The sequence below is a fragment of the Gottfriedia acidiceleris genome (genome assembly GCF_050457485.1).
GTDB classification, from domain to species: domain Bacteria; phylum Bacillota; class Bacilli; order Bacillales; family Bacillaceae_G; genus Gottfriedia; species Gottfriedia acidiceleris_D.
Genome location: NZ_JBCMJM010000008.1, coordinates 305,887 through 326,793, shown reverse-complemented (window position 1 = coordinate 326,793; position 20,907 = coordinate 305,887). Strand labels below are relative to the sequence as shown.

24 protein-coding genes are annotated in these 20,907 nt (G+C 32.5%); 18 read left to right on the top strand and 6 right to left on the bottom strand.

Features of this window, described 5'->3' with window-relative positions:
• The first annotated feature begins 135 nt into the window (after window positions 1–135).
• The 3 genes from ABEY15_RS10285 (at window position 136) to ABEY15_RS10275 (ending at window position 2,535) form a co-directional block, all read left to right on the top strand.
• Window positions 136–597: a GNAT family N-acetyltransferase gene (locus ABEY15_RS10285; RefSeq protein ID WP_429889971.1), complete on the top strand. Its 462-nt coding sequence runs from the start codon at window positions 136–138 to the stop codon at window positions 595–597.
• A 429-nt stretch (window positions 598–1,026) separates the two neighbouring features.
• Window positions 1,027–1,923 carry a LysR family transcriptional regulator gene (locus tag ABEY15_RS10280; protein WP_429889970.1) on the top strand — a complete coding sequence of 299 codons (897 nt, stop codon included), beginning with the start codon at window positions 1,027–1,029 and terminating at the stop codon, window positions 1,921–1,923.
• A 156-nt stretch (window positions 1,924–2,079) separates the two neighbouring features.
• Window positions 2,080–2,535 carry a GNAT family N-acetyltransferase gene (locus tag ABEY15_RS10275; RefSeq protein ID WP_429889969.1) on the top strand — a complete coding sequence of 152 codons (456 nt, stop codon included), beginning with the start codon at window positions 2,080–2,082 and terminating at the stop codon, window positions 2,533–2,535.
• Window positions 2,536–2,649: 114 nt separating this feature from the next.
• Here the strand turns inward: ABEY15_RS10275 and ABEY15_RS10270 are convergent, their stop codons facing one another.
• From ABEY15_RS10270 to ABEY15_RS10245, 6 genes are all read right to left on the bottom strand, one after another.
• Window positions 2,650–2,868, bottom strand: a complete 219-nt coding sequence (locus tag ABEY15_RS10270; RefSeq protein ID WP_088011347.1) for a helix-turn-helix domain-containing protein — start codon at window positions 2,866–2,868, stop codon at window positions 2,650–2,652.
• A gap of 10 nt (window positions 2,869–2,878) precedes the next feature.
• Entirely contained in the window at window positions 2,879–3,364 is a 486-nt protein-coding gene (locus ABEY15_RS10265; RefSeq protein ID WP_429889968.1) for a DUF2975 domain-containing protein, read from the bottom strand.
• Between the two features lie 181 nt (window positions 3,365–3,545).
• The gene (locus ABEY15_RS10260; protein WP_429889967.1) at window positions 3,546–4,730 is read right to left on the bottom strand and encodes a COG4705 family protein; all 1,185 of its coding nucleotides are present in this window, start codon (window positions 4,728–4,730) and stop codon (window positions 3,546–3,548) included.
• Window positions 4,731–4,925: 195 nt separating this feature from the next.
• The gene (locus ABEY15_RS10255) at window positions 4,926–5,777 is read right to left on the bottom strand and encodes a tetratricopeptide repeat protein (protein WP_429889966.1); all 852 of its coding nucleotides are present in this window, start codon (window positions 5,775–5,777) and stop codon (window positions 4,926–4,928) included.
• The gene (locus ABEY15_RS10250; RefSeq protein WP_429890071.1) at window positions 5,731–5,970 is read right to left on the bottom strand and encodes a tetratricopeptide repeat protein; all 240 of its coding nucleotides are present in this window, start codon (window positions 5,968–5,970) and stop codon (window positions 5,731–5,733) included. The genes ABEY15_RS10255 and ABEY15_RS10250 overlap by 47 nt, the downstream gene beginning before the upstream one ends.
• Before the next feature lie 3 nt (window positions 5,971–5,973).
• Window positions 5,974–6,342 carry a tetratricopeptide repeat protein gene (locus tag ABEY15_RS10245; RefSeq protein WP_429889965.1) on the bottom strand — a complete coding sequence of 123 codons (369 nt, stop codon included), beginning with the start codon at window positions 6,340–6,342 and terminating at the stop codon, window positions 5,974–5,976.
• Between the two features lie 255 nt (window positions 6,343–6,597).
• Between ABEY15_RS10245 and ABEY15_RS10240 the strand changes: the two genes are divergently transcribed.
• The 15 genes from ABEY15_RS10240 (at window position 6,598) to ABEY15_RS10170 (ending at window position 20,809) form a co-directional block, all read left to right on the top strand.
• Window positions 6,598–7,101, top strand: a complete 504-nt coding sequence (locus tag ABEY15_RS10240; protein WP_429889964.1) for a hypothetical protein — start codon at window positions 6,598–6,600, stop codon at window positions 7,099–7,101.
• A 183-nt stretch (window positions 7,102–7,284) separates the two neighbouring features.
• Window positions 7,285–7,524, top strand: a complete 240-nt coding sequence (locus ABEY15_RS10235) for a hypothetical protein (RefSeq protein WP_429889963.1) — start codon at window positions 7,285–7,287, stop codon at window positions 7,522–7,524.
• A gap of 90 nt (window positions 7,525–7,614) precedes the next feature.
• Window positions 7,615–8,139, top strand: coding sequence for a hypothetical protein (locus tag ABEY15_RS10230; protein ID WP_429889962.1), 525 nt, complete (start codon window positions 7,615–7,617; stop codon window positions 8,137–8,139).
• A gap of 955 nt (window positions 8,140–9,094) precedes the next feature.
• Complete coding sequence (locus ABEY15_RS10225) at window positions 9,095–9,322, top strand: hypothetical protein (protein WP_429889961.1); 228 nt, start codon at window positions 9,095–9,097, stop codon at window positions 9,320–9,322.
• 293 nt (window positions 9,323–9,615) lie between these two features.
• Window positions 9,616–9,879 carry an ArsR/SmtB family transcription factor gene (locus ABEY15_RS10220; RefSeq protein ID WP_429889960.1) on the top strand — a complete coding sequence of 88 codons (264 nt, stop codon included), beginning with the start codon at window positions 9,616–9,618 and terminating at the stop codon, window positions 9,877–9,879.
• A 269-nt stretch (window positions 9,880–10,148) separates the two neighbouring features.
• On the top strand, window positions 10,149–11,351 hold the full coding sequence (locus tag ABEY15_RS10215) for an MFS transporter (protein WP_429889959.1): 1,203 nt from the start codon (window positions 10,149–10,151) through the stop codon (window positions 11,349–11,351).
• 326 nt (window positions 11,352–11,677) lie between these two features.
• Window positions 11,678–12,316: a nitroreductase family protein gene (locus ABEY15_RS10210; RefSeq protein ID WP_429890070.1), complete on the top strand. Its 639-nt coding sequence runs from the start codon at window positions 11,678–11,680 to the stop codon at window positions 12,314–12,316.
• A 667-nt stretch (window positions 12,317–12,983) separates the two neighbouring features.
• A complete protein-coding gene (locus ABEY15_RS10205) occupies window positions 12,984–14,477 on the top strand; it encodes a flavin monoamine oxidase family protein (RefSeq protein WP_429889958.1) in 1,494 nt (497 codons plus the stop codon).
• A 471-nt stretch (window positions 14,478–14,948) separates the two neighbouring features.
• Window positions 14,949–15,752 (top strand): DUF5984 family protein, encoded by an 804-nt coding sequence (locus ABEY15_RS10200; protein ID WP_429889957.1) that lies wholly within the window; start codon window positions 14,949–14,951, stop codon window positions 15,750–15,752.
• A 177-nt stretch (window positions 15,753–15,929) separates the two neighbouring features.
• On the top strand, window positions 15,930–16,241 hold the full coding sequence (locus ABEY15_RS10195) for a phage repressor protein (RefSeq protein WP_429889956.1): 312 nt from the start codon (window positions 15,930–15,932) through the stop codon (window positions 16,239–16,241).
• Window positions 16,242–17,025: 784 nt separating this feature from the next.
• The gene (locus tag ABEY15_RS10190; RefSeq protein WP_429889955.1) at window positions 17,026–17,463 is read left to right on the top strand and encodes a VOC family protein; all 438 of its coding nucleotides are present in this window, start codon (window positions 17,026–17,028) and stop codon (window positions 17,461–17,463) included.
• A gap of 284 nt (window positions 17,464–17,747) precedes the next feature.
• Complete coding sequence (locus ABEY15_RS10185) at window positions 17,748–18,326, top strand: dihydrofolate reductase family protein (protein WP_429889954.1); 579 nt, start codon at window positions 17,748–17,750, stop codon at window positions 18,324–18,326.
• 189 nt (window positions 18,327–18,515) lie between these two features.
• Entirely contained in the window at window positions 18,516–19,157 is a 642-nt protein-coding gene (locus tag ABEY15_RS10180; protein ID WP_429889953.1) for a LysE family translocator, read from the top strand.
• Between the two features lie 176 nt (window positions 19,158–19,333).
• Window positions 19,334–19,801: a hypothetical protein gene (locus tag ABEY15_RS10175; RefSeq protein WP_429889952.1), complete on the top strand. Its 468-nt coding sequence runs from the start codon at window positions 19,334–19,336 to the stop codon at window positions 19,799–19,801.
• Window positions 19,802–19,993: 192 nt separating this feature from the next.
• Window positions 19,994–20,809, top strand: coding sequence for a hypothetical protein (locus ABEY15_RS10170; protein WP_429889951.1), 816 nt, complete (start codon window positions 19,994–19,996; stop codon window positions 20,807–20,809).
• The last annotated feature ends 98 nt before the right edge of the window (window positions 20,810–20,907 follow it).

The window sequence follows — 20,907 nt, the reverse complement described above, 5'->3', positions numbered from 1 at the left end:
TGGTTTGAAGGGCTTAAATATTTGACCTTTTGAATCATTTTTTCTTTGATGCACATACAATTCTAGATATCATTCAAATTAATGCTTGGAGATTTTTACTTACTTATAGAAAATCAGAAAAAAGGAAGTGACTAATTGTTCAATATTATCAAAGTAACTCATGAACATATCGAGCAAGTAATAAGTTTACGTTTGAAGCTTTTAAATGAATTGGGCGAATTGAAGTCTCTTGAAGAGGAGAAACTGATCGAAACTTCAACTAGGGAATATTTGAATACTGCACTTTCAAAAAATGAATTTATATCCTTTATGGTAGAAAATAAAGGAGTACCAGTTAGTATTAGTGGGATGGTCTTATTTAAAAGACCACCTTATTTAGAGAATTTGCAAGGGATTGAAGCTTATATTTTAAATATGTATACAGTCACTGAGTTTCGTGGTAAGGGATTAGCTAGAAGATTGCTTGAAAAATGTATTAATGAATGTAAAAAAAATGGAGTTAAACGAGTTTGGTTGCATGCTTCAGAGGATGGACGGCCACTATATAAAAAAATGGGTTTTACTAAAAAAGATAGTGAAATGGAATTGTATTTATAAAGATTTTTTTATTCAACATAATGGCAGTTTAGTTATAAGGATTTTTTTATCAAAGTAAATATTGGAAGAGAATTTGTATAAAAAATGTAAATTTTTTCCATTTTAAAGGCGAATAACTAAAACAATTATAATTAATTATTATATAATAATTATATAAGATTACTTTCTTGTTTTTGTTTTTTACCAATGTCACCTATTATTCAATTATTTTATAGAGAAACTCTTTCTCCAACGAGTTTCTCTCTTTTTAATTCTTGTTGAACGAACGCATGCAAAAGTTGAACAAAAAGAGTAGAAGTCGAATTCACTTCCACATTAGGCGTACACACATGATGCGTTTTTGAATTGTACTACTTTTTCGTGCTAGAATGAATACAACTTCAATTGAAAGAAAATATAAGTGTGTATACTCTTATTCGAGGAGAATTTATGAATTTCGAGCAAATGGAATACATCGTGAAAGTTGCAAGCGAGAAATCAATCATTAAGGCTGCAGAAAAATTGCATATTACAAGTTCAGGTCTAAGTCAATCGATCTCCCAATTAGAGCATGAAATGGGAATAAGTATTTTTAACCGTTCAAGAAAAGGAACATTTCCAACAGAAGAAGGAAAGATTTTAATAAATAGAGCTAGTGAAGTGTTAGAAATTATCAATAAGTTAAATGAAGAGCTGTATGATTATAAAAATAATAAAAAGATTCATTTGAAAATAGTAGCTGCTCCTACTTTCGCAGCAGTACTTCTACAAGCAATGAACAGAATTAAGGATGAACATCCGAATGTAACGATTGAAATCGAGGAAAAAGATCCACCACTAATAATGGAAACAATTAAACACACTGAATATGATTTTTGCTTTTTCCCTCAAGATTTAGAGATATTAAAGAGTGAAAAAAATATTAACTATGAATTAATTCGGACTGATCGTGTTCACGTTATTGTAGGAAAAAACTCGCCTCTCTATCATCTTGACTACGTAACAAAAGCTGATGTATTAGAAATGGATACAGCATGCTATTCAATCTATTCTGATTATTATTATTCTAAATTAATTAAAGAAAATAAAAATAAAATAAGAGTAACGACAAACAGTATGAATATACTTACAGAGGCTGTTAGAGAACATAATGTATTTGTATATTCTCATGAGTCAGGCGCTAAATATCATCCTTACATTCTAAGTGGAAACTTAAGATCTATTCCTTACAAAGAAAATAATGAATTCGTTGTGAAGGATTTATGGGTAATCTATCCAAAAAATAAAAAGCTTTCAATTATAAGTAAAAAATTTATCGAAATCGTTAAAGAAATAGCCACTCAGTGATGAGAGGTTATTTTTTTGTTTAAGAATCCTTTTTAGTCTTCTGTATACTAATAGAATAGTTGAAATATGATAAACGTCCTGATTCAATATTGGGAAAATTTGTTAAAATTATGGTTGGAGCAAATCAGCTCAAATAATTGGAACAAAGGAGAAACTATGCAGAACAGAAACGTAGTACTTGTGGAACTAAATGCAGAAAATTGGTATGAATGCTGTCTATTAGAGGTAGCTGAAGATCAAAAGAGTCACATCGAACCGAATGCCATCTCGATTGCACAATCGAAATTTGAACCTTCACTAAAGCCATATGCTATTCATTTTGAAGGTAAAGCGGTTGGATTTTTAATGTTTAATACTACTGAAGAAGAGCTAGATGGCTATTGGATCTATAGAATAATGGTAGATAAGAATTTTCAACAAAAAGGACTTGGTAAAATTGCTACTCAGTTAATGATCGATGAGATGATTAAACAAACAAATGCCAAAAGAATTGTTGTAGGATATCACCCTGAAAACCTAGGAGCACATAATTTATATTCAAGTATAGGATTTATTGATCATGGCGATCGATTTGGGAAAGAAATGGCAGTAGTATTAGATATAAAGCATTAGTAAGTGTTCCTTGATTAACTAAAAGTAGTAAACAGTAAAGAAGGGATAGCAATTTAGCTATCCCTTAAATTTTCGATCGATTCCTGTAAATTAAAATAAATTTGTATGCTGTTTTTATTGAGTGTCTTCGTCGATTTTGTACTCTAAAATATCACCTGGCTGACAATCCAATGTCTTACAGATCGCTTCTAATGTTGAAAAACGAACCGCTTTTGCTTTACCATTTTTCAAAATGGAAAGATTCGCCATCGTAATTCCAACTCTTTCTGAAAGCTCCGTTACGCTCATTTTTCGTTTTGCTAACATCACATCGATATTAATAATTATTGCCATACCATCCACCTCAGACCGTTAAATCATTTTCTGATTTTATGTTAATCGCTTCTTGAAGAAGTTGTTGGAGGATAGCAGCAAAAACGGCGATAACCAACGAAGCAAAAATGATGATCAGTCCCAAAAATCCAATAGGAGGGTCAACTTTCTTCGCTATAAAATGAAAGAGTGGCATACCTAATACATAGATAACACTAATTGCAATCGCACAGTACTTTATATTTTTTAACGCCTTTACAGATAATTCCGAGAACGCTATGTTGTCGTCAATGTACCGTAAAAGATTGAAAGCCTGATAGAGAGCAAAATAAAAAGGCACAGCAGCTCCATACAACACGATGAAAACGAGATATTTCATTGCTGCAATATTTGGATACATTTTTGCTGCGAAATTCGCAAAACGGGGTACCAAAAATATACATAAAGCTAGCACTGCAATTCCAGCGAGAAAAATAATTGCCTTTAAGAAAGTAGTTGAACTTCTTTTACCATTCATAATTAAGTACCTCACTTATTTAATGACAATATGAATTTAACATATTATTTATCGTTTTACAATAAATTTCTGTTGTTTTTTATTATATTATTATTGTTATTGAATATACTTTCATTTTGACAAAAAGAAAAAACATTTCTCATACAAGAAATGCTTTTTCTTTAATCATGTTAAATGTATTTCATTTATTTGCAGCGTTTATTACATCAAGAGAATGATTAATTGCCGTTTTACATTTATTTACATCTGGGGTTGATGTACGAGCTGCTGCTAATACAACGTCAATCGTACCATCAATTTTAGTCCATGAAGTACTATCTATTTTTCTAAGTTTAGCCTCTGACGTATCCCAATTATGTTCCAAACTGTCAGCATCTTTTTTAGCTAAATTAAAGTTCTTTGAGTTCACATCCGACAACATTTTATTTTCTATTGTTGCAAATTCTGTTAATTGACCAGATAATGATGTTTCAGTAGAAGCTACATTTGATGATAATTTAATATAACCGCCGATACCAACTGCTAAGAAAATACACAGTGCTAAAATAGTTTGTGTCATTATATTATTTTTATTTCTATTTTCATCTATTTTTTCAATATATAATGAAATATCAATTTTTGAAACAGCAAGGAAAACAATGATTCCTAAAATTGCGACCAGAAAAATGATACTTGTACTTGTTGTTCCTAAGCCTAACCCACCATTCACTTTTGGTTGTGATAAATAATCTCCTAGTGATGCTCCAAGTGGACGTGTAAGAATGTACGCAATCCAGAACCCTAACATTCCATCAAGTTTTAAAAACTTCCAGGCTAAGAAAACACAAAGTATGATCACAATAACTGTTACACCAGTTTTAAAATATCCTAGTCCAAGTTGTTCAGAATATAAATCCCCAACAGCAGTACCTAGTGCAAATGTAAAAAGAATCGCTAACCAATAAAATATTTCTCTTTTTCTTGTGAAAATTGAATGGATCGAAAGTGTTTTTTCACTAAGAAACCAAAAAAGAAACGTTAATGCAAGTAGCGCGGAGAATACAATCGTACTTGTTTCAAGAGGTACGCCAATTGCATCAGTCAAATTATCAGTTACCAATGTACCAAATACACTTATTAGTACAACAGTGATCCAATAAGTACTTGGAACATATTTCTTTGCCTTGAATTGAAAAAATAAAGAGATAAAAAATGCAACACCCATAAGGACCGTTGTAAGTCCTAAACCCAAACCAACGTTAAAATTCAAGAAATCCGCAAATGTTTCACCAACAGTTGTACATAGAACTTTAATAATCCAGAAAAATATTGTAACTTCTGGTACCTTGTTAAGCATAGTATTTATTGTCTTTTGTTTTGTCTCCATAATTGAATTCCTTTCTATTGAATTAAAGTACATTTGTATAATCACACATAATAATGAAAGGAAAATGAAAAACTGGAGATTTGAACAAAATATTTTTAGAAATTGATATCTTCTTTGGATTATTGATTTTGGTTACAACAAAACAAATTAAAGGAGTAGGCAAATCCTACTCCTTTTTTATTGAATAAATATAGATTACTTTGCTTTATTAAAATCCTGTATCGCTTCTTTGTTCATGCCTTTTTTTAGGTAAGCATTTCCGCGATCACTGTAAGCAAGTTTAAATTGGGGATTCAATTCAATTGACTTGCTGAAATCGGCAATAGCTTGATCATACATCTGCTTATAGTAATAGGCAAGCCCGCGGTCGTCATATACGAGGTAATCTTTTGAATTCAAATCAATCGCCTTGTTGTAATCGGCAATGGCCTGATCGTACATCTGCTTACTGTGATAGGCATACCCGCGGTTGTCATATACTTGGTAATCTTTCGAATTCAAATCAATGGCTTTGCTGTAATCAGAAATGGCCTGGTCGAACATCTGCTTGCTTTGATAGGCAAGCCCCCGGTCGTTATATACGAGGTAATCTTTTTGATTTAAATCAATGGCCTTGCTGTAATCAGAAATGGCCTGATCGAACATCTTCATATTATAATAGGCAAGCCCTCGGTTGTCATATACCAGGTAGTCTTTTTGATTTAAATCGATGGCCTTGTTGAAATCGGCAATGGCCTGTTTATACATTTGCTTATCGTAAAAGACAAGCCCGCGGTTGTTATATGCCAGGTAAAATTTTGAATTCAAATCAATGGCCTTGTTATAATCGGAAACGGCCTGATCATACATGTGTTTATAGTAATAGGCAAGCCCTCGATTGTTATAGGCCTTATAATGTTTTGGATCTAATTCAATAGCTTTGTCAAAATCAGAAATAGCCACATCGTACATTTGTTTATCCAGATAGACAAGCCCAAGGTTACTATATGATGTTGCATAATCAGGTTTTAATTTTATCGCCTTGTTTAACAGAAATGGCTTGATCATACATCTTCTGATCGTAAAAAGTAAGCCCTCGATTGTTATATGACAAATAATCTTTCGGATTTAAATCAATGGCTTTGTTATAATCGGCAATGGCCCGATCATACATCTGCTTTTGGTAGTAGGCAAGCCCGCGGTTGTAATATAAAATGTAATCTTTTGAATTCAACTCAATGGCTTTGGTGTAATCTGTTATGGCCTAATCATACATTTGCTGATTGTAAAAGGTAAGCCCGCGGTTGCCATATGGCTTATATTCTTTCGGATTCAATTCAATTGCCTTATTGTAATCTGCAATGGCTTGATCGTACTTTTTTTTGTGATGATATGACAGCCCCCGATTATTATAAGCTTCCCACATATTAGGATTGTTTTTTATTGCCTTGTTTAAATTAGAAATCGCCGCGTCATACTTCCCTTGTTGTTCTTCTTTATAGCCTTTATTATTGTAGTAATTTGCCAGAGAGCTACACCCGCCTAAAACCAGGCCAAAAGATAATATTAAGATTAGTTTTAAAAATGATTTTATTGCACTCACCTCTTTCATTGAATTTATAAATTCGAACAAAAGAATAGCTTATAAATGCAAGATGATTTCCTCAAGAAAAAACATCCTTCTCCTTTTTAATTTTGTATCCATCAGAATCACCGTTTTGATTATATGCTTTTTATTGCATTACTAAGCTAGTTACATAGTCTCAAAAACGAATTGGATTTTTGTATAATGAAGAATCATAGGAGAATCGGAGTTTTCAATTCGTGAAGTCTAAGATCCATTAGAAATGTTATTATTAGGAGAAGATACTTCGAAGGGATGAGCTTTATGAAGCATTATTTCAGCTGGGAAGATGAATATATTAGAGGTACTACATATATTGAAGTAGAAAATGGCTATGCAATCAAACAAATTGCAGTTAAACAAAACCAATACATAGCGTCAAACCGTAAAGACGAAGAACATCATTATTATTTAGCTGAAGGGTTATTAGATGTAAGTGAAATGATTGATGACGGTGGTAGTGAGATTAGCAAGAATGAATTTTATGTAATATGGAATAAATATCTTGAGGTTCTAATTAATACTTGGAATATTACAAAGGAGAAATATCCAATTGGTTTAATGGTTGAAGGTATAATCGAAGTCTTTTATCCTCAAGGTGTAATAGTTAATTTTGCCGAAAATGTAATTGGAGTCGCTGACTATACTAAATGTAAAGAAAGTACGCAACCTGAAAACCTTTATCCCCATCATAAAATAACAGGAAATGTTAGTGGTTATGATGAAGAAAATATGTGGTTAATTATAGAGAAGCCAAAGGTGTATTAAAATATTTCTTATAGCCCATTAGTTCAATGGGAAATTGGTCTGCTTCGGCAGACCGTTTTTTATTGTTCAATCTTGTTTTGGAATAAAAAGGAATAAATTAATGCATATCGAATGTATTAATGAATTATCTTCAAAAAAATCTATTTTAAGTAATATGAGAAACCGTAAAAAGGTGGAATGAATTTGAGGAATCTTGTGTGTGCTCAGTATATATTAGTTGGACTCTTTTTTGTCTATATGACATATTTTAATACTTTTACTGGTCCTCATTTTTTCAGAGTTTTAGGATGGGGTTTATTTAGTATAGGAGTACTATATCAATTTTTTCCTAATTTCAATAAAAATTTTATTTCATTTATCGATTCATTTAATATTGATGAAAGTAAAGAAAAAGGGGAAGAGAAACCTGTTTCTAAAAATTAATTAACAATATTTGTTTTTAACCACTAATTGGTGCGACTCATTTTTTAAAAGGTATGAACTCTTGAAAGTTGACGAATGTAGGTGGTTTTCTTGAAAAAGGTCATTGTTTCTTGTATATTTCTAGTCTTTTTAGTTGCTATTGGTGTTTATTATTACATTCCAAAGACTGTAAATGAGTCAATAAAGGGTGTTGAATATCAATTAGGTTCAGGTCATGATCAAGTAAATTCTGTGACGATAAAACTAAAGGGCAAACTTCATCAATCTTTATTAGGAAAAAGAAAGTTTGTAGGGCTAATCGATGTAAAAGGTGCTAATTATCTTAATCCAAATAAAGATCGCAATTTAGAAATAGCATTTGATCAAAATGGCATGGGGACAATAGAATATGGTTACTTTAAAAATGGACAACCAAAATTCGATATCTATGGTATTCTCTTTGCCAACAAAGATTTTAACAAAGTGACGATCGAGGAACTTAGAGAAGATCATAATGGGAAAGGTTGGTCAAGTAAAGACGGATGGATGATTACAGGTCCAGCTAATAGCAAAAGTGAAGCTTTAATCATTTCAAATGAGTTAATGAAAAAAATTTTAAGAAACAAATTAAAATAATTACATTACAGATTCAACAAATTATTCTTAAAATCATGAGTCACATTTGTGGCTCTATTTAATTGGCTTTGTTAAAGTAGATGTTGATTTTCTTATACAGCTAATGGCAGTTTAGTTCTATAATAAATGGTCCTTTAAAGCAATAAACTTTACGAAACAGTGTTAAGATATTACAAAATAAAAAAATAAGAGGATGAATCCATCTGATTCGCCGCTCTTTTATTGTGATTTGAATCGTAGTCTTTCAATTGACTAAGTAAAGATGAAAAAACCAATCGAACCGATAAGGATAATAAGACCGAAAAAATAATGAATAAGTGAACTTGCATATTAGAAGGCTGTTTGCATCGTATGAATTTTAAAGAGGTCTTATTCAACTTAACTCCCATTGCTATTTTTATTTTTTATAGTTATTCTTGATTTTGCGCAATTGAAATAAAGCAAATAGTCCAATTATGCCGAATAGTAGTTCTCGTAGTAGTTCGCGCAAGCGTACTCACCTCCAGCTAACTTATTGCAGTTGAACTGTTTCTTTTTTTCGTTCAATGATAATCATTCTACAAATAGCAATAATTTTCCTTTACTAATATTTTATTTTATAAAAGCAACAACCTTTAAGAAAAGAGCCTTAAAATATTATTTTCATGTTGAACTAACACATGCGATAGTTGAAGATCATGAGTTACCTGCAACACGTTTTTTTATTGAAGTAAATGGCAGTATAGTTGAAGAAGGAGTTCGGTAACTCTATATTAATTGCAGAAATGTTAACTCTTTATTAATAAGGTGAAAATATGTGGACTCCATACGAAAAAAGAAATGGACACCCTCAAGACTTTAATGTTCAATATAGATTTTATTCACCTGAAGAAGGTGGAAAACAGAGCATGCCTATACAAGGTTATAGGTGTGATTTTGCTTATCAAGAAGACGATATAAAAAAACGGGTATATATATGATACATCCTGAATTTGAGGATAATGATGGAAATGTACTATTAGATGACAAAATTTCAATTAAACAAACGGGAACAGCAAGGATGTGGATTTTATCGCCTGAAATAAGGGAGGAAATTCATAAACATAAGATTAAGTTAGGGACCAAAGGTTATTTTATGGAAGGTTCAAGAAGAGTGGGTGAAATTGAGGTGATTAAAATAGTTGGATTGTTTTTAAATAATTAAACCCTATGCAACTAAAGCAATGCGTTAGCCAACCATGAATCAATAATTCACCACAGTGAATGGAAGTTTTCACCTTACTTCCATAGTAGTGAATGGAAGTTTTCACCTTACTTCCATAGTAGTTGTACAACACGAGTTGTTTTGGCGAGCGCTTTTTTATTCAACAAAATGGCAGTATAGTTGAATAAGAACAGGGATAGGTACTCTCTTGACATATCATCTCGAATTAAATACAATATTTCTAGAAATACTGAAATAAGAAAATAAGAATTTCTGAAAGGAGGTTTTTAGTGGTGAACGATGATAATGCAGTAAAAATCTATAAGGCACTAGGTGAATCAACTCGATTACAAATCGTAAAATTACTTTCACAGCAATCGGAGTTAGCTTGCCTGGAAATGGCAAATCAGTTACAAGTTCCTGCCAATTCAACATTAACGCATCATTTAAAACCATTGCTTGATTGCGGATTATTAACAGTTCGCAGAGAAGGTACCTTCAGATATTACAGTTTGCAACGAGAAGTACTTGCACAATACGCACCCGCTTTACTTTAATGTTAAAGCGGTAAAATTTTATTTTTAATTTCGGTATTTATAGAAATACCGAATTAACTAAAATGAATGGAGGAAAAATAAATAAGTTAATTTAGCAAAGAACCATTTTCTTTGGGGAAAATCAAAAAATGGTTTAGAAAGTAAATTATTTGAACCGGTAAAAATCGGAGCTTAGCCGTCTTACTTTAAAAGTTAAAAGGCAGCGGTTATCTATAAATCAAACTTACCTAATTGTAAGTAATTTAATTGAGAAAGTAGGAATTACTAAAATGAAAAGAATGCTTTGGGTTTTTCTTATGATGTCCGCCGGAGCAACGTTTATTTCTTCGCTATTCCCATTATATGGTGAGTATTTTCATATGAGCAGTTTAGAAATTTCCGTTTTGTTTGCCATATATGCCGTGATCTTGTTGCCGACCTTGTTTATCGTGGGAGCAAGAGGGAGCTATTTGGGATTGAAGCGGGTGCTTCGCGCCAGTATATGGATTTCCATCGCTTCGACGTTGCTCTTTATCTGGAGTCAAAACGTCTGGATGCTCTATGCGGCGAGGATTTTGGAAGGCATCGCATACGGTGCTTTTATGGGCACGGCAAGTGCATTTTTATTAAAACAAATTTCTCACGACAAAGTGCCTTCGGCACTCAAATTATCAGGGGTAACGGTAAACGTTGGTTCCGGCCTGGGTCCAGCCATTTCAGGTTTAGTAGTGCAATATTTACATTTTCAGCCGCTTCGGTTGCCATATTGGTTTCTGCTCGCCATGCTCTTGAGTTCCTTGGTCATTCTGGAAATGCTACCGAAACACGAAGATTCCCAATCAAAAAAATCGGCTAGAGCCAAGATTTCGCTCGGCGTTCCCGACAATATTCGCTCCCACTTTTGGTCTTTTATCGGACTTCCAGGCTTTACGATGATGATGTTAGCCGGCATCGGATTTTCTCTGATTCCGTCTTTTGCAAAAACCGTCATTCACACCTCTAATCACTCTATACCGGGGTTATTAATACTGATGAATTGGGGCGTCGCGGCATTGATGCAGTACTTGCCTTGGATAAATAATCCTGTTATGCGAATGCGTATAGGAATCGTTTTACTAGCCATTGGACCGTGGATCATTGTTTTTTCTGGTGAGACATCGAATTTGTTTTTGCTTGCCGTCGGCATGTTCATTCAAGGTGTTGGCGCTGGATGGACTTTCCAAATTGCTTTAAGGTTTGCCGGGGAATTGCCGAAGCCGCAAGAACGTCCGCAAGTTATTTCGGCGTTATATTTGTGCGCTTACGCCGGATTCATCATTCCTCCTGTTGGAGTGGGAGTGCTGACTCAATTTTTTAGCTTGAACTTCTCATTGGTTATTCTAAATTTGTTTGCTGCGCTTATCGTTATCTATGTATTGATTTATTCAGTCAGATTTAATCGTTATTATTCTAACGTTACTGATGGGAAAATCCAGGCAAAAAAAGTGAATTAAGGGAGGTGATTCTATGACATAGTCAAATTTGAGAATATGATTGTGACACTTGTAAGTTTAGATATCTGTATAGAGATAATTCATGGATATATCATAACAAACTGCGCTGATCACTGGCGAAAATAGAGGACTCAGTCGACAATTTGCTCTTTAACTCATTGCTCGCACGAAATCCTGATCCTCCCAACGAAGCAGACGTCTTAACACTACACAAATTATGAATTAGCGAGGATCACAATTCTTAATCGAAGTAAGCGATCCTTCCTTCTAAAATGAATATGCTTATTTAAAGAGCAAAAAAAGAGGAGAATATAACAATGACAACTATAACTACAACACAAGTAACTAATGATTTTAATAAAATTGTAACTGGACGCCGTTCAATTAGAAATTACGATAAATCAGTAAAAATTAGCCGTGACGAGATGACTGGGATTCTGACCTTAGCAACACTTGCTCCCTCTACATTTAATTTGCAGCCATGGCGCTTTCTTGTGATTGAAAGCCCTGAGGCCAAAGCAACACTTGCCCCATTGGCTCGTTACAACCAAACCCAGGTTGAAACATCCTCAGCAGTAATTGCTGTTTTTGGCGATTTGAATAAATTTGAGAAGTTCGAGGAAATCTACGGCACTGCTGTAGAAAAGGGATATGTACCTTTAGAATATAAAGAACGAAGTCATGCAACTATTTCAGGATATTTTGAAACCATTTCACGTCAAGATATGAAAGGTGAAGTTTTATTGGATGGCGGACTTGTATCCATGCAGTTAATGCTTGCTGCCCGTGCTTATGGATATGATACTAATCCAATCGGCGGATATGAAAAAGAAAAAATTGCTCAAGCTTTTGGATTAGATAAAGACCGTTATGTTCCTGTTATGTTAATCTCTATCGGCAAAGCTACCGATAATGGGCGTCTAACTGTACGTCTCCCAATTGAACAAGTCGCACAATGGAAGTAAAAGATGTAAATAAGAAAAGTGACGTACGATGATCATTATTCATGATACGTTATATTTTAATCAAGTAAAGCAAGACATGTTTTTGGAGGAGACTCAGCTGCTGAATGTTTCTTCAAGAGAAGAGAACTGAAATATTTCAGGCCTTGGCCCAGATAAAGGGATAAAGCTTTATAAAACGTGTGGGAACTCACCAACACCTTAATTAGTATTGCCACATACACTCCACACATGTAGAGTGTGTGGCTGAGATGGTTTTAAGAGTTTAATTAAAAGAGTAGCCAATGGCTACTCTTTCATACGTTTTTTCATGTTCATGGAACAATTTAATTTAAATTAAAGAATGGGAAAATATTAAAATTTATTATTCCCGAATTTACGAATAACCGTGTTATCGTGTTAAATTATTTAGAGCAAATTCCACAATAATTACGTTTAAAGAATTGAAGTAGTTTAAAAATTGTTAGAAGAAATAAAACATCAGTTAGTTCCTTTTTTATTCAACAAAATGGCAGTATAGTTGCATAAGAAATTTAATATAATTTAATGGATATCATAAATAAATTGCTAATTAGTCAGGAGAGTAGAAAGAAATAAGTTAAAAGAATTTAGTCCTAATCAAAAGGAGTAACCTAAAAGATAACATTAAGCCAAGAAAGAGGAGGTAAATATGTCAAACTACATAACTCCTGAGTTATCTTCTGAACAAATTATTTCAATTATAAGAAATGGGCTAAATCAAACCAATATTCCCAAGAATATCATCATTGTTGGTGCAGGTATGGCCGGACTAGTCTCTGGCTCTTTGCTTAAACAAGCTGGACACAATGTTACAATTTTAGAGGCTTCTGAAAGATTGGGAGGACGTGTCTTTACGATGCGATCCGAATTTAGAAACGGACAGTATATTGAAGCAGGTGCGATGCGTATTCCTAATACGCATTTATATACATTAGAATATATCAAAAAATTCAAACTGCCGACTAATACCTTTATCAACTCGACTCCTAATGACATCATCTTTCTAAGAGGAAACAAGCTACGATTAAAGCATTACGAGGAAAACCCAGCTATGTTGGACTTTATGCTGGCCCCAAGCGAAAAGGGGAAATCCGCCATTCAATTGCTTCAATACGCATTAGAACCAGTGATTAATTTTTATAACCAAAACCCACTGAAAAATTGGCCTGTGATTGTCGAAAAGTTTGATAAATACTCGATGGAATTTTACTTGAAAGAAAATCCATTTGGACGGAGTTTATCCACAGGTGCCGTCGAAATTCTTAAAATCATGCTTGGATCAGAAGGATTTCCTGAGCTTTCTTTTCTTGAACTGTTAGATGAAGTAAAGGTTTTTTTTAAACCTGGTATCCAATTCTATGAGATAACAGGTGGATTTGATCAACTTCCTAAAGCTTTTATCCCTGAATTAGAAGAAAAAATTCATTACGGGCATAAGGTTAAGAAAATTGTTCAGCATGATAATCAAGTAACCATCCATTCAGAGCATAAAATCTTAGGGTCTTTTCAAATAACGGGAGATCTTGCGATTATCACGATACCTTTTTCTGTATTGCAATTTGTCGAAATTGAACCAGTAACTTCTTTTTCCAGTGAAAAATGGAAAGCGATTCGACAACTTCATTATGTAAATTCAACGAAAATCGGAATCCAGTTTTCTAATCGTTTTTGGGAAAGAGAAGGAATGTATGGTGGAATGGCCTCTTCTGACCTTCCGATTACTTATACACAATATCCTAGTCGGGATCTTGGTTCAAAAGGGTCAGGAGTTGTGCTGGCTAGTTATACTTGGGAGGATGATGCGATACCTTGGGAAAGTTTAGCGAATCAAGATAGAATAAAACAAGCATTAAAAAGCTTGGCTACTATCCATGGCAAGCAGGTTTATTATGCCTTTCAAACTGGCACAAGTTTCAGCTGGCTACGTGATCCGAATTATGGTGGGGCATTTGCTATGTTTAAACCTTTTCAAGCTATGGAACTTTCTCCTTACATTTCCAGTCCAGAAGGAAGAGTACATTTTGCTGGCGAGCATGCCTCATCATACCACGGTTGGATTCAAGGTGCGATTGAGTCTGCTGTATATGCTGCATATGAAGTTAATGACTTACCAAGAACTTGTTTTCAAGCTAATCAAATGTAAAAATTGAAAAATCTTTGCTAAGTGATGGTGAGTACCTGTATTAGAATAAAAAAGTTTAAATTCAAGATAAAACAATAAACTAATTTTTTAGAATATGTTAAATAAATAAAGCATGCAATAGTTGAAGAACTTAAAGGACTCGATCATGACTCCTTTTTTATTACAATTATCGAATACAACGGAATTTTGGAGGGAATTAGCTTGAATGCTATGCCTGCTATAATAATTGGATTACTTTTGGTAGCTTATTCACTTTATAAACTAAAAAAGAAATGATATGTTCTTTCTTGTAAAAATAAAAGCATAATATCTTATTGAATTAACGCATGCTTTAGTTGAATTTCACGAGTACTTAATTGGTACTCTTTTTTATTAAATTAAATGGTAGGTTAGTGGACAAGCAGGAGGTCATTTCTCTCTTTTGTAGAACAATTTTAATAAAGAAATGAAATAACAACGGAGGATATTCCTTTGATAAAATTTTTATTAAAAGAGATAAAAGAAATAGAACCTTGGAAAGAAAATAATCAGTATTTTCTACATTGGTTTGGCTTAACAGACTCATATTATTGGATATCAATAGACGAAAATGTTGAGTTATTTCGGTATAGTGAGGAGTTTATTGCTAAGTATGGACTTAATCCTTCACTTCCTTATGTAGATTATCAATGTGCAAGGCTTTTATGGGATATTATTGAGTTACTTGATTTTGTTTCCGTTTCTATTCCAAGTAAAGTTTTTGAGATAATTGAAACTATTGATAAATTTGAATCCTATCTTTCAACTTTGTCTGATTGGCTAGAAAACAAATGGAATGAGACTAATGAAATGTATGATGAAATTTATGAAGTTGCAAGGCAATGGATTGACCTTCGCAGATTAGATTCTGAATACCTTATAGGTGCACCTGATATTTATTTTTTTAGGTCGGAAGAAAAAATATATATAAGATGGTTCTCAGAATATAAAGAAAGTGATGGAACAAAAATGTGGACGGAAAATAAGGGGGAGAAAGTAATTGAATATGATGATTTAATTAGAGAACTAAACTCGACCCTAATTAAATTTGAGAAATCAATGGAAACTCAAATAGATGCCGCCCTGAATACGCCCCCCAAAAATATATATATAGATAGTAAACAATTAGATAAAAACCAAATTCAATTTAAAGAACTAATAGAAAATATTCCAATGCGTCTAAATTTTGCATCCAAAGAAGAGCCAGATTGGGAAGATGTACTAAATAAAATAAACTTAATAAAAGCAATGAACTAATGCTAGCTATAGTTAAAATTCACGGGTTTTAATGTAACTCTTTCTTTGTGACTATGTTACTAGCTAGGTAATGTAATAAGTAGCATATAATCAAAACGTCGATTTGGATCAAATATATTTGGGATTAAACATATTTAATATTCCGTTCTTTTAAATGAATAAGAAGGGGAAAAGTTAATGTCTAAAGCATCTTTTATCGCAGAATTATTGAAGAATGGTCAAACCATCGAAAGGCATAAAGAATCGGGTAATAGTATGCTTCCTATCATCAAATCAAACCAACCTGTCACATTAGTTCCTGTGACAGAAGAAACTGAATTAACCGAACACGATATTGTATTTTGTAAAGTAAAGGGGAAGTACTACATACACAAAATCTTGAAAATTCGTGAAAATCAATATCAAATTGGAAATAATCGTGGCTATATAAATGGTTGGGTCACTAGAGAGAAGATTTACGGTAAAGTAACAAAAATTTGGGATAAGTAACATTATCCCGCTACATTTAAAAAAGGTGTATAGTTTATCACATAATTTGGGGTCTGATTAATCAATCAGATCCTTTATACTTATCTAGCAGGTTAGTTTAAAAGGATTTCGAATCATTGTAAAGAATTTAAACTGTATATACTTAAAGTTTTTAGGAGGTAAAATGAAAAATAATGTGGTGGATGACTTTTTCCAGTCGGCGGTGCACTTTTGCAGCATAATTGAAGATTTTGATTTCTAATCAGATAGATTCTAAATTAAATCTCTCCTCGTATCTCTTTTAGATTTGTATTCCAAAGCAATCTATCTTCCCGAAGTAGAACCAAGAAATGACGAGATAAATAACCTTCATATAGTTGTACCTCTAATTTATTTTAGTGAATACGGCGAATATTGGGAAGTTTTCAACCCTTACGACTTAGAAGTACCAGTGTAGGCAAGTTTATCTGACGACATATTAGATATTTATAAAGAAGTTAAAAAAGGTATCCTTTATATGAAAAAAGGCTATCTCGAAATGGAAATTTAAGTTTGAAATTTACTTGGGGCAGTCACGCTGTTAATGCAATTCGTGCCTTACATTCGGCAAATCTTAAGTAGTCTTATTGAGCTAAAGCATACTTTAGTTGAACAATACAATCGGCTGAAAAGTCGGTTTTTTTATATTGCTAAAGGAGGCTGGTTTATTGAAGAAGGATATTTCCTATTTTAAGCGAATTGTAATTTCAAACATTCCTTACAAATAAATGTATTGATAATACCAGGTACATAGGAGGTATAAGACATGAAGATCAATAGAATAGATCATGTGAGTATAAATGTAAACGATCTTTCAGATGCTAAAGAGTTTTTTCTTGATCTTGGACTTGAAGTGAAAGCTGAATGGGAATTGGATGGAGAACTGTTGGACAGAATAATTGGGCTTAATGGTGTTAAAACGGCATGTGTAGGATTGGGGATGCCAGATGGTCAGGCATGGATCGAACTGGTCAAATTTTATACGCCGTCAGATGAAAGAGATATTCAGCAACCTTTTGCGAATACGCTGGGTATCCGACATATTTGCTTTGCAGTTGAGGATATTGAAGCTATTATTGCCAAACTGAAAAAGAAGGGCACTGAAATCTTTAGTGAAATACAGCAATATGAAGAAAGTTATAAGTTATGCTACGTTCGTGGCCCAGAAGGAATTATTTTAGAGTTGGCGGAGAAAATCAAATAAATATTAAATGGGTTTTTTAATGATTTTGATCTCCAACTTTAAAGATATCTTCTTAAACTTTCGGGTTCCTTAGTGAAGAACATGATCGACAATTTTGTCGGTGTTTTTTAATGTCTAATTGATAGTATTGATTAATTTAGAAATGGGGAAAATTTTTACAAAGTGAAGAATATAAGAAAAGGATTTAAGAAGAAAAATATCTTCTAAACAATAAAAACAGTTAGTGATTCCTTGTTTATATAAATATAAGAAAACAACTATAATTTAGTACATAGGAGGATTTTATGAGAAATGTTATTTTATTTTTACATTCTTCTTTAGATGGTTTTGTAGAAGGACCAAACGGTCAAATGGATATTGGATGGGTATCTTACAATGAAGAATTAGAAAAGCATGCTAGAGAAATTTTAAGTACTGTAGACACAGTGTTATGGGGAAGAGGAACATATCAAATGATGGAAAATTATTGGACCTCAGTACCTTCTAACCCTGAAGCATCAGAATATGAAATTGAACATGCTAAATGGATAGAAGAGACATCAAAAGTTGTTTTTTCTACGACACTCGAAAAAGCTGAATGGAATAATTCAAAATTAGTAAAAGAAAATATTGAGGAAGAAATTAAAAACATAAAAAAACAGCCAGGTAAAGATATTATTATTTTAGGTAGCCCAAGGTTTGCACATGCTCTTATGGAACTTGATTTAATTGATGTAATTAAAATTACTATTTCACCAGTTATTATTGGAAGTGGTCTACCTTTATTTAAGGCCTCGGAATATAAACGCAACCTCTCACTTGTCGAAAACAAAACATTTAATTCTGGTGTAGTTGGCCTTACATATAATATTTTAAAATCATAACTTATAAACAATGAAAACTTGTGCAACTAATGAAAACATTAGTTGTTTTTTATTGAAAACTCTTACATATAAGCTTCTATGTCTCTTATAAAATATGTATAGACTCGAATAAATTAAAAACTATATAAAATAATTCTCACAAACTATATAATATACATTTAAGTGCTTAAATATAGGAGAATTATCAATATGGAACTTTTTATGGTTGGATTAGCTCTTTCAGCATCCTTATGTTTTGATATAGGTGTTGCAAATGTCGCTGTTATACAAACGAGTTTGACTAGAGGTACAGCCCCTGGTATTTATATGGGGTTAGGCGCAACTACTTCAGACTTACTTTATGCAATTTTATCGCTTGTAGGTTTATCGCTTTTATTAAATAATATTTACGTTAGATATGTACTTTGGGTAGGTGGTACATTAGTTCTTGTTTATATGACTTATCTTATGTTAAAAGATGCGTTTAAGCAAAGAAGCTTAAACTTAGAAGCAGATAACAGTAAAGTTAAAAGATCAATTTATAAAGATTATTTTAAAGGATTTACCTTAACAGCTTCTTCTCCATCTGGTTTTCTTTGGTTTGCAACTGTTGGAGGAAGTATTATTTCTGCGACAATAAAGAATCACTCTAAAATCGAGATCTTTTACTTTTTTGGTGGATTCCTTTTATTTAATCTATTATGGTCACTTTTATTACCAATCGCTGTTAAGAAAGCAGAACACCTAGTAGGACCAAAAATACTTAATATTTTTTCTTTTATAGCAGCAATTATATTTCTTTACTTTGCAGGTCATGTATTCATGGATGGGTACAAAAATTTATTAAATTAAGTAATATAAACAAGATACAATAGCCATTCCTTGTAAGTCAAAGGAGTGGCTTTTTTTGCTTCATGCTGGTTTTTTGGAAGTAAATGGAAGTTTAGCTGAAAGGAGTTTATTAAGAATTTAACGAATATACTACTAGACAATTTCAATTTTAGAATTTAGAAAAAGAGGGAAGGATTTTGAAACTAAAATACAAAGCACATCCCAAAGCAAAGATAGTTGGATATAGTATTTTACTGAGTATTTTTATATCTTTTTTACTCATACTATTTTTTGTATTTTCATTTTGGGATGTATTCAGTCATACATATTTTTTATTTATAATACCTTTATTACCGTTCATAATCTTTAGTTTGCTTTTTATTCCAAAAACTTTATTTTTTATTAATCTTGATTCAATTGATTATTTGAGGTTAGAGAATAGTATACTTACTATCCATCATCAAGGTATATTTAGTTCTAGAAAACTAATAAAAGTTGAAGAAATAGAAAAAGCATTTATTATTAGTAATAAATTCATCTTAGTAACTCAGTCCGGAAAAGAAATTGAAATTTACATTAGTAATTTATTATTGAAAGATTTTGAGAAACTGATAAAGGAATTAAGTAATTCTATTACAATTAGTAAAAATTTTGATGTTTTGTAACTAAAATAAAGAGTGGTTGAATAATCCTAGACTGCTTTGGAAGTTCTTTTCTATTGCATCTTTAACATAACTTTTCTTCTAAATGTACATACATGTTAAAACTCAAAAGCTACATAATGTGGCTTTTTTATTTTTACCGTTGAAATGATAATATAGAATTCAATTGATTGATTGATTGAAAGGCTGATATATATGAATAAAAGTCATTCTTCACTATTTATAGGAAAAATAGAAGTATTTCTACCAAATCCTTCAATTTCATATTTTTTCATTGCAGAAGATTTAGCGGATTTTTTCAAAATGGAAACAAATTATGAAGCGGTTAAATACTTTCGTAAAATTCTACGTGAAAATATGGATTTAAAGGATTATAAGAAAATAGAGTTTGATAGAGAATCCAGTGAAGTAGTAATCAGGACTTCAAATGCTTTGGTAATGTTAGAAATCGTTGTTTTAATGAACAAATTGATTAATTTTGAGCTATCTAAAGAGGAAATAAGAAAAGTAGAGCAACAACTAATTTCGCATAAGAGACCCAAGAAACAAAAATGGTCTATAGGAGATTTATTTCTTATTTCACTTAGCAATAATACATATGCTTTAGGACAAGTAGTATGGCTTTCCTATTCGGAACCAGTTTGTGGGCTATTCGATATTAATTTTAGAAAAATTCCTGACTTATTTGAGACTGACAATTACAATTATATTTCAGTTTTATCAGTAACCTCGTGTTCTTTAGATGATTACAGTTGGAAAGTGGTAGGAAATATAGATGTAATGATAGATAAGAGTGAGGTTGACAGGAAACATATAGGGGAATCAGAAATTGGTTCAATTAGTCATTCAAGTGGCGTGCTTGATGATCTTGCTGAAGCATATTTTGGAATTCAACCTTGGAATGTTATGTATGATGAAGATTTTTATGACCAGTTGCTTTTACCTTCAGTTACTCGTCCATCCACTTCGATAATATTAAGCCCGTTAGAGAGGGAGCGTTACCGTACGTAAAATAGGTGGGGGAGGATTTTTAGCAGCCAATGAACCCATTAACGTGCAGATATGACTTACTCCAATTATAATTCCAATTACGTAGCCATATCTGTAGT

Coding starts and splice junctions, on each gene's coding strand:
- ABEY15_RS10215 (WP_429889959.1), top strand. CDS start 10,149: ATGAAAAGAATGCTTTGGGTTTTTCTTATGATGTCCGCCGGAGCAACG.
- ABEY15_RS10225 (WP_429889961.1), top strand. CDS start 9,095: ATGATACATCCTGAATTTGAGGATAATGATGGAAATGTACTATTAGAT.
- ABEY15_RS10260 (WP_429889967.1), bottom strand. CDS start 4,730: ATGGAGACAAAACAAAAGACAATAAATACTATGCTTAACAAGGTACCA.
- ABEY15_RS10180 (WP_429889953.1), top strand. CDS start 18,516: ATGGAACTTTTTATGGTTGGATTAGCTCTTTCAGCATCCTTATGTTTT.
- ABEY15_RS10275 (WP_429889969.1), top strand. CDS start 2,080: ATGCAGAACAGAAACGTAGTACTTGTGGAACTAAATGCAGAAAATTGG.
- ABEY15_RS10195 (WP_429889956.1), top strand. CDS start 15,930: ATGTCTAAAGCATCTTTTATCGCAGAATTATTGAAGAATGGTCAAACC.
- ABEY15_RS10170 (WP_429889951.1), top strand. CDS start 19,994: ATGAATAAAAGTCATTCTTCACTATTTATAGGAAAAATAGAAGTATTT.
- ABEY15_RS10205 (WP_429889958.1), top strand. CDS start 12,984: ATGTCAAACTACATAACTCCTGAGTTATCTTCTGAACAAATTATTTCA.
- ABEY15_RS10240 (WP_429889964.1), top strand. CDS start 6,598: ATGAAGCATTATTTCAGCTGGGAAGATGAATATATTAGAGGTACTACA.
- ABEY15_RS10190 (WP_429889955.1), top strand. CDS start 17,026: ATGAAGATCAATAGAATAGATCATGTGAGTATAAATGTAAACGATCTT.
- ABEY15_RS10270 (WP_088011347.1), bottom strand. CDS start 2,868: ATGGCAATAATTATTAATATCGATGTGATGTTAGCAAAACGAAAAATG.
- ABEY15_RS10255 (WP_429889966.1), bottom strand. CDS start 5,777: ATGATCAAGCCATTTCTGTTAAACAAGGCGATAAAATTAAAACCTGAT.
- ABEY15_RS10280 (WP_429889970.1), top strand. CDS start 1,027: ATGAATTTCGAGCAAATGGAATACATCGTGAAAGTTGCAAGCGAGAAA.
- ABEY15_RS10265 (WP_429889968.1), bottom strand. CDS start 3,364: ATGAATGGTAAAAGAAGTTCAACTACTTTCTTAAAGGCAATTATTTTT.
- ABEY15_RS10185 (WP_429889954.1), top strand. CDS start 17,748: ATGAGAAATGTTATTTTATTTTTACATTCTTCTTTAGATGGTTTTGTA.